Source organism: Deltaproteobacteria bacterium, from assembly GCA_029860075.1.
Classification (GTDB): Bacteria; Desulfobacterota; JADFVX01; order JADFVX01; family JADFVX01; genus JAOUBX01.
The window spans coordinates 1-8,952 of record JAOUBX010000125.1 but is presented as its reverse complement, the minus strand read 5'-3'; the positions used below and the strand labels follow the sequence as shown (position 1 = coordinate 8,952).

The following is an 8,952-nucleotide window of genomic DNA, read 5'->3' as shown; positions in this document are numbered from 1 at the left end:
TTTATCATAAGCATAGCCTGTCTCAATTCCACCGGGTTGAATGACCTTTGTACGGCGATTCTGTTTGTCGTATTCAAAGGTAGTCACCTTGCCTTCCTCATCAGTTTGGCTGATAAGATTACCGGCTGCGTCATAGGCAAAGCTGCTTGTATCGTTCAGGGCATTGGTCTGGCTGGTCTTGAGATAGCGGCCATTGTAGGCGAATTGGGTAACATTCCCCTCCTGGTCGGTAAGAGACTTGAGGTTCTTCTCGGCGTCGGCCTCGTTGTAATAGGTATTAATGATTGTACCCGCCGCCTGACTGGCCAGGGCAGGCTGGATTGTTTCAACAAGTCTTCCCAGATTATCGTAATTATAAGTTGTCACTCTGCCTTCATAATCGGTGAGGGCCTTGAGATTGTCCGCCAAATCATAGGTCATGCTCATAATATGGCTCAGGCGGTTCATTGTGGTAATACGCCTGTTAAGCGCATCGTAAGTATGGGCCGTGGTGACGTTTTTCCAGTCCGTCTCGCTTGTGAGATTACCGTTGGCGTCATAAACAAAAGACCTTGTCCCAGAGCTGCTTCTCGAAATGCTTGCCACCTGATTGCGTGCCGTATAGCTGTAATTAAGCGTAAGGCCATTGCGGTTGGTTTCACTCAAAAGATTCCCCAGGTTGTCATAATTGTAATCGACAATATTCGTCGATCCGGTAGGAAGAGAGTAATCACTAATGGTGGGATAAATCACTTGATCGGGCTGATCGAGGGCGTCATAGGTATATTCAGTCCTGTTACCCCGCGGATCGGTAAGGGCAATGCGCCTGCCGCGGATGTCGTGGTCATAGTCTGTGACACTACCTTCAGGGCCGGTTATGGTATCGGGATTGCCGTAGGCGTCGTAAGTGTAGTCCGTTGTATTATTGCGGGCGTCCGTCATGGTTCTTCTTTCGCCTGTGGAATTATAGCTGTAGCTTACGTTGTGACCGTCGCCGTCGGTATAGCCCGTCAGGTTCCCCTTGGCATTATAAATCCAGCTTTCGCTATTGCCGTTCCTGTCGGTGCGGCTTTCAGGCAGGCTGAACTCCTGGTTCCATGTGGTGATAATGCTGTTGCTGTAGGGGTCCGTCTCTTTGCTGATATTCCCCTTACCGTCTTAAATGAATACGAATAACCCCCGCCATGTATACAAACATGGCAGGGGTGTTATTTTTGTCATCTATTCAATTGTCAAAGAACTATGCGGTAGCTTTGCCGCGGTCTTTTTTAGTGTCCAGAAGGTGGTGAAATAGGACACCTTATTTATTTTGCTAATTTCTTCAGTACTTTGAGACAAATTACTTCCATTTCTTTTTCATTGTATAAAAATTCCCCACCCCCTGGTTGATATGAAGCTAAATAGTCCTGTAACTCTTCAAAGTCTGTTTCATTTTCTTTATTGATTTTATCGATAACACTTTCTACAGAATTTGCCCATTTAACAGATCGATCTTTACCCTCAATAAAAACTTCTAATAAATCTTTTAGCTTATTTACAGTCATGATTACCTTTTCCTCTTTGGATTTATGGTTGTAACAATTCTTCTACCTGTCTCTGCATCAACCACTACTTGAGGTTTACCTTGCATTTTAGTGTTTTGTAAAGTAATAGTTGGACCTTCAGGATGATCTGTAATTTTCTTTATTTTATCCGCTGAATCAACAATATAGTCAACTTCTGTTGCTGATATAGGATTCCTACCTTTAGGTGGATTCACCATCCTACCGGCTGCATGGGGAGTTATTTGCCTACCAGCTGGTGTAACTGGCTTATGGTTTAATATCTGTTGTGCTGCAAATTCAGGATCATATTTAACTGGTATATCTGATTTTTTTGTTGCAACGTTCTCAACAGTATTCTCCACCTGCTCAATTTCTTTTCTAACAAATGATTCAGTTTTATTTGTAGAATTTCGAGGTTCAGCAGTTATTTCTGGACCTGAATTTTTCGGTTTTAAACTCTTTGCTCTTGCAATTTCAGCAGCGGGCACAAAAAGTGCCGCTGCTGCATCAAATCCTTCGGCTGAATGTTTGACTACATGCAACCCTTCTTCAACTGCAAGCAGATATTCCTCCTCCTCTATTCTAAGGCCCATTCTTGCACTACGCTCACCAGCTTGAACTGCACTATTATAAGTTGTGTTTGGTGCATTTAACAGGGGTCTGCCAACATGCTCTTCTACTAATGCCACCGGCATCGTTGCAACCGTAAGTAAGAAATATACCCCCCGATCCAGCAATGCATTTTCAGGGTTCATGTATCCGCGAGATGCTTCTTGATATTGGCTATATATATATCCTTCCGGTGTATACCCCGTATAATTATACTCACTTACAGGAGGTAATTCAGATGCATACCCTAACAAATCGATATAAACAGTAGGATTAGAATAAGCAAACAAATACCGGTGCAAACTAGGCGGTGTTCCATACTCACCAAGGTACGTATCCTGTGAAATAAACCTGGCCGTCTCAGAATCGTAATACCTGGCACCGAAGTAAATGAGCCCCGTTTTCTCGTCAAGCTCCTGCCCGGTAAATATCTGGCGGTTTATGCTGCTTCCGGTCTGGTTCCTGATCGTTCCCCAAGGGTCGAGGCTATAACTGACCTGAACCGCACCCACACTGTCAGTAAGGTTAACTGTGCTGCCTAAAGCATCGTGGTGGTAGTACTGCGTTGCTGCGCCAGTATTGAGAGACAGGAGTCTGTCAGCATAGCGGTAGTGAGCAAGCAGTGAACTATCTACAGCATTTCTCTCTTCTATGACGGAATTACCGTCATAGAAGTAATCAACGTCACCTCTTTCGCTTAGTCTGTGGCGTACTCTTAAGCCTCCGGCATTGTAATCATAGAGTCCTTTAACAACCGAAACCTGCATTGTTTTGACGAGTCTGTTCAGCGCGTCATATTCAAACTGCATCTTTGCAGCAGAATCGAGACTGTCTATTCTTGAAATCATGTTGCCATTAAGATCGTAACTGTAACTAATTGTCTTACCTTTAACACTATCAACCACTCTGGCGAGCCTATCCAAAGCATCGTAAGTATATGTCTTCGAAGCAGTTGCAGTTCCATTAGTGCTGATATCCTCAGTTTTCCTGTTGTAAGCCTCAAAGGTGTAAGTCGTCAGCGTCGTGTCTGTTCCATCGGTTACGGTGTAGTCCGCCATCCTGTCGAGATCATCATAGCTGTAGCTTGTCGTTTCCGTTACCCCGTTTTGAACTTCAACCTGTGAAGTTCTATTACCGTTACTGTCATATTCATAGGCATAGCTGGAAATTACCGAACTATCAGCTGTCACCTTATTAACAATACTCGCCACCCGGTTTGTCGGATGATAAGTGTATTTCACATCCGTTCCGTTGGGATAGGTAACGGTGTCCTTCTTCCCATCGACATAGTAACCATAGCTTGTTACCAATGTATCAGCGGTAGCCGTTTCAATCCTGTTTCGGCTGTCGTATGTGTACGCCGTTGTTCCGGTGGCAGTAGAAACACTGGTTCTATTACCGTTATTATCATAGGCGTAGTTGATTGCAACACCCCTTTGCGTGCTGCTTGTCAATCGGTCAAAGTCATCGTAAACATTCTCCGTCAGGTCTGTAACGGTATTTCCGTCAACATCCCGCTTGCTCTCGGTAACAGTGATCACATTATTGTTAGCATCATAAGCCGTCACCGTTTTAAGCGGCGTCATGTAAGGTGTGGCGATATCGGGATAGCTAGCCTCTGTTTGGCGATTGATCTTATCGTAAACATAACTGAAGCTTTGCCCCTTGGCATCAGTCATAGCCGTCATGTTCCCTTCGGCATCGTAGCCATAGGTGGTGGTAATATTTCCCGGCTGGATATGCTTCACCTTCCGGTTGAGCGCATCGTATTCATACTTAATGCGACGGCCCAGCGCATCCATTTGGAACGTTACGTTGCTGTTCTTATCGTAGGCGTATTTGGTAACAAGACCGCCTTCGCTCACTTCCGTCATCCGGTTGAGCACGTCGTAGACCATAGCTTTGGTATTGCCGAGAGGTTTGGTGATTAACGTAAGATTACCGACAGCATCATATTCCTTGCTTGTCGTCTCCCCAGCAAAAGTAACAGAAGTCTCCCTGTTCTCTTTATCATAGGTATAGGTGGTTACCTTCCCTTCCTCGTCGGTAACGGTGAGCACATTCCCCACACCGTCATAAGTCCTGCTCTCTGTCGTTGTATCTGCATAAATGCTGGCAATAAGCAGATTACGCCCGTTGTAGTCATATCCTGTCCGGTTTCCTTCGGCATCGGTCGTTGCCGTCACATTACCCGCGTTGTCATATTCATTAGTAACGAGAGTGATTCCCGCCCGCTTGGTATTTATCAGTCGATAAAGGTCATCATAAGTATTTTCAGTGATAATGCCCCGCTTGTCGGTTAAGGACTTGACATTACCCACCTTGTCATAGGTCTTTTGCGTGAACTGACCGAGGGCGTCGGTCACCTTCACCTCACGACCGAGAGCGTCATATTCAAATGTTGTTTTATTATTACGACGGTCGGTAACACTCACCACCTTGCCCCGCCTGTCGTATTCTGTTGTCGTTGCATTGTTATTGGCGTCTGTTACTGTCTCAGGCAGGTTGAGGGCGTTATAAGCTGTTTTAGTGATATTTCCCTTATAGTCAGTCGTTTCGACGGCATTCCCCATCTTGTCATAAAGGACGGTTTTGGTCCGGGCAACCGCTGTTCCATCGGCTTCGACGACACTGGTCGGCCTGTCTTCAGCATCATAAGTAGTAGCTGTTACCGTCCCTCTTGCATCGGTGACGGTCGTTACATTACTGTTGAGATCGTAGGTATAGAGCGTGCTCTTAAGCTCGGCATCGATGGCCTTCTCCACAAGACCAAGAGAATTGCGTACAAAGCGTTTTACATTACCGTTGCCGTCGATAACACGAACTTCCTTCCCTTCACCGTCATACCATGTGGCGCTCACATAACCATCAGCGTCAGTCACCTGCCATGGCCGGTTCCAGGCATCATAGGCCGTAGAAGTCACTCTTCCCAGCGGATCGGTAAGGCTTGTCATATTGCCTGATTTATCATAAGCATAGCCTGTCTCAATTCCACCGGGCTGAATGACCTTTGTACGGCGGTTCTGTTTGTCGTATTCAAAACTTGTTACCTTGCCTTCCTCATCAGTCTGGCTGATAAGATTACCGGCTGCGTCATAGGCAAAGCTGCTCACGTCACCGAGCGCATTGGTCTGGCTGGTCTTAAGATAGCGGCCATTGTAGGCGAATTGAATAACATTCCCCTCCTGATCGGTAATGGACTTGAGGTTCTTTTCGGCGTCGGCCTCGTTGTAATAGGTGTTAATAATTGTGCCCGCCGCCTGACTGGCCAGGGCAGGCTGGATTGTTTCGGTGAGACGGCCAAGATCATCGTAATTATAAGTTGTCACTCTGCCTTCATAATCGGTGAGCGACTTGAGATTGTCCGTCAGGTCATAGGTCATGCTCATGGTGTGAGCCAAACGGTTCGTTGTGGTAATACGCCTGTTAAGAGCATCGTAGGTATGGGCCGTAGCTATCCCGCCCCAGTCCGTCTCACTGGTGAGATTCCCGTTGGCGTCATAAACAAAAGACCTTGTCCCAGAGCTGCTTCTCGAAATACTTGCCACCTGATTGCGTGCCGTATAGCTGTAATTAAGCGTGAGCCCATTGCGGTTGGTCTCGCTCAAAAGATTGCCCACTGCATCATAATTGTAATCAACGATATTCGTCGAACCGGCAGGGAGGCTGTAGTCAGTAATATTGGGATAAATAACCTGATCGGGCTGATCGAGGGCGTCATAGGTATATTCCGTCCTGTTACCCCGCGGATCGGTAAGGGCAATGCGCCTGCCGCGGATGTCGTGGTCATAGTCGGTGACACTCCCTTCGGGGCCGGTAACGGTGTTGGGATTACCGTTGGCGTCGTAAGTATAGTTCGTTGTATTACTGCGGCCATCGGTCATGCTTCTTCTTTCCCCCGTGGCAAAGTAGCTGTAGCTAACGCTGTTTCCGTCACCGTCAGTGTAATTTGTCAGGTTCCCCCTGGTATTATAAGTCCAGCTTTCAGCTACGCCGTTCCTGTCGGTTCGACTTTCAGGCAGACTGAACTCCTGGTTCCAGCTGGTGACAATACTGTTACTGTAGGGGTCCGTCTCTTTGCTTATGTTCCCCTTGCCGTCGTATTCATAGAGGGTCACCTTCCCCAGCGGATCTGTTCGGGAAGTCATCACATTATCGGGCTTGCCTTCATCGATAGACCAGGTCATGTGCGTTGTTCTGCCAAGGGGCTCTTCGATGGTGAGGGGATTGCCGTAGAAATTGAGCGTATAGACTGTATCTTTACCGGCAAGATCGGTAACGACACGTTTGTTTCCACCGGCTACATCATAAAGGAAGAAGGCGGCGTTGCTGTCGGGATAACGGACGGCCTTGACCACGTCCTGTGATTTAAGGTATTTGGTGAAAGTCCTCAGGTTGGAATCGACTTCATTGGCGCCGTAATAGTCATATTCATAACTGTAACCGTTGGTGTCGGTCGACTTGACAAGGTTAAATTCAGCACCGGCAATGGCAGGTTCGCGCCTGTATTCGTATGTCTCCATACGCTCACCCCTGGCGGCCTTGACGAGATTTCCCTCGCTGTCGTAAGTAAAGGCCACTTTCACACCGTCAGGTCCGGTGACACTGAAGAGGCGGCTGTTTTCAATGAAGCCCATGCCCCTGAAATAGCCATATTCAAGTAATAAAGTCCTGCCTACGGCGTCGGCAACACGCTCCAGCCTGCCCATGGCGTCATAGCTGAAAATCATCATATTGCCGTTACGGTCTTCAATGCTTTCCACCTGCGAAGGTTTTCTCCAGGCGGTAGCGGGGTAGCGATATTTCGTTCCGTCTTTCGCCCTGTAAACAAAGGTATTTGTCTCTTCCGTCAGGCTGCCGTGCCTTCCCCGTTCGGCATACCACCCGCCAAGGGCATTCTTCTGGAAAACCGTACCGTTGACAGACACCATATTCAGACTGACAATCTCAACAGGAATATCACTTTCTTCAAAGTATTTTCCTTTCAGGCCGACAACCCAGCCCGGCAAGCCTCCCACATGAGTAGCCGTGGAAAGGGGCCATAGTTTCATATCAAGACTGTGGCTCCAGCCGTTACCGAGCGGATTGAAAGCTGCGGGACTTCCCTGATTATTGTAGCTTCTTGAAAAGGCAAGCTGAGGCCCACGCCCGCCAAAAGCCATATCCTGTCTTGACAGGTTAAGTGATCCGTCCTGGATAAGCACGTCATGAACGATAGTCTGACCGAGCATCTTCCCGTCAGTTCGTCCTCTCATTCTGCCCGGATGAACTCTCCAGCTATCTTCACTTCCATCGGCGGCGCTCATTTCAAGAAGAACGTTAAAGCGTGGCGCTGAACCGGGACTGAACCCCGCCTTATTGATTGATGCAAAATCAATTAAGAACATGTGATCACCGGCAAGCAGGAGGGTTTTATCGATAAGAACATCTTTTTCCACCATCTTTTCATCGAGCAGCCTGATAGTAACGTTCGAATCCTTTGCCAGAGAGAAGTCAAATATCTGGAAACTGTCTGTTTGAAGCGCCAGGGCCGCTCCTACATCGAACCGGCTTAAGTGATGCACCCTTTCAAGATCAACGGCTCCGCTAAACCTATCTTCATCGACAACCCGGATCTCTACCAGTTCACCCTTCATCTCGATAGCCGAGCCCCGGTTGAGCACTACCTGTGCTTCGTAGGTCTTGCTTGTATCAAAACGGGCAGCGCCACTCGTAAGAACGGTCTGAACATCTCCGGAGGTTCCGCTCTGGATGACGCCCATAAGACGGCGCTCTCCTGTCTCATCGATTTCGTACATATCGATAGCCGCCGCGGCAGCTTCATAGTCAACCGGTTCGATGCGATAGCTAAAGAGGTCATCCCAGACATTGTAGCCCGCCTCGTTAAGGAGGATAACTTCCGTGGTAAGATCAAGCTTACCCAGCTTTACACCATAAGCCCTATAAACAGCCTTCTCCTCGGCACCTTTAATGACGGGACTGCCCGTTGCCTCATCAAAGAGGGCTTTCTGGCCCAATTTAAGGGTCACCGCTTGTGTAGGCAGCGATTCGGCCGTCGTTTCATAAGCGGTGGTAATAGCCTTATTCTCATCAGAGTTGTAATAAACAACAGGCACGTCAACCAGTGCCTCACCTGAAGCTTCAATGGTATTGACAGCGGCAAGGGAAGCCGTTTGATAGCTTGCCTCATATCTGCCGCTGCCCGCATTGAGTGTAGCTCCCACCACCTGGTCTCCCCCGGCCGGCAGAACAGGGTTGAAGCTTACCGTGGCATTAGTAACAGGCTCAATCTTTACCTTGCCGCTTGAAATAATATCACGGCAATCGGTATTGTAGGAATTGCCCGAATTGTCATATTTTACACAGCCGTAAACAGGACCCATGCTGTATTCATCGCTAAGGAGAAAAACCTGGGCCGTCAGGTTGGCTCCCAGCATTTCTCCGGCAGGGGCGCTATTAACAAGCTGACCGTCATTATTGACAATAGCCATGTGACGGATGAGAAGAGAGGGCGGTAAATATTCTCCGGCAGGCCTTACCCCTTCCGTAGAGAGGTTAAAATCGACAGGGCTTAAACCATCGACAGAGACCTGTACCGTGTACTTCGTATTGACCGTATCGCCAAGAAGGGTATCGAACATAACACCGGCAGGAATGGTCTTCACCACAAGAGGCGCAAAATCGATTCCCCCTGTAGCGACAGTGCCGCAATCACCGGGCAGCGGGAAGGGAAGCGCACAGCTTTCAGGATCTATGAGCTGAATGTTGCGGTAGTCGGCAGGCAAAGGAACCGTCACATCATTGGAAAGGGCCGGAAGAA

At 48.0% G+C, this 8,952-nt stretch carries 4 protein-coding genes; 1 reads left to right on the top strand and 3 read right to left on the bottom strand.

The genetic code is table 11. The annotated features are described in order from the left end of the window. A partial coding sequence (locus OEV42_20735) for a hypothetical protein (protein ID MDH3976696.1) occupies positions 1-993 on the bottom strand: 993 nt, incomplete at its 3' end. On the opposite strand from OEV42_20735, the gene OEV42_20730 reads away from it, so the two are divergent. Next, positions 964-1,155, top strand: a complete 192-nt coding sequence (locus OEV42_20730; GenBank protein MDH3976695.1) for a hypothetical protein — start codon at positions 964-966, stop codon at positions 1,153-1,155. The two genes, OEV42_20735 and OEV42_20730, sit on opposite strands and share 30 nt — an antisense overlap. Before the next feature lie 128 nt (positions 1,156-1,283). On the opposite strand, the gene OEV42_20725 is transcribed toward OEV42_20730, so the two are convergent. Both OEV42_20725 and OEV42_20720 read right to left on the bottom strand, forming a co-directional pair. Beyond that, entirely contained in the window at positions 1,284-1,523 is a 240-nt protein-coding gene (locus OEV42_20725; protein ID MDH3976694.1) for a hypothetical protein, read from the bottom strand. A 2-nt stretch (positions 1,524-1,525) separates the two neighbouring features. Further along, on the bottom strand, positions 1,526-8,929 hold the full coding sequence (locus OEV42_20720) for a DUF6531 domain-containing protein (protein ID MDH3976693.1): 7,404 nt from the start codon (positions 8,927-8,929) through the stop codon (positions 1,526-1,528). Positions 8,930-8,952 lie beyond the last annotated feature (23 nt).

Coding starts and splice junctions, on each gene's coding strand:
- OEV42_20725 (MDH3976694.1), bottom strand. CDS start 1,523: ATGACTGTAAATAAGCTAAAAGATTTATTAGAAGTTTTTATTGAGGGT.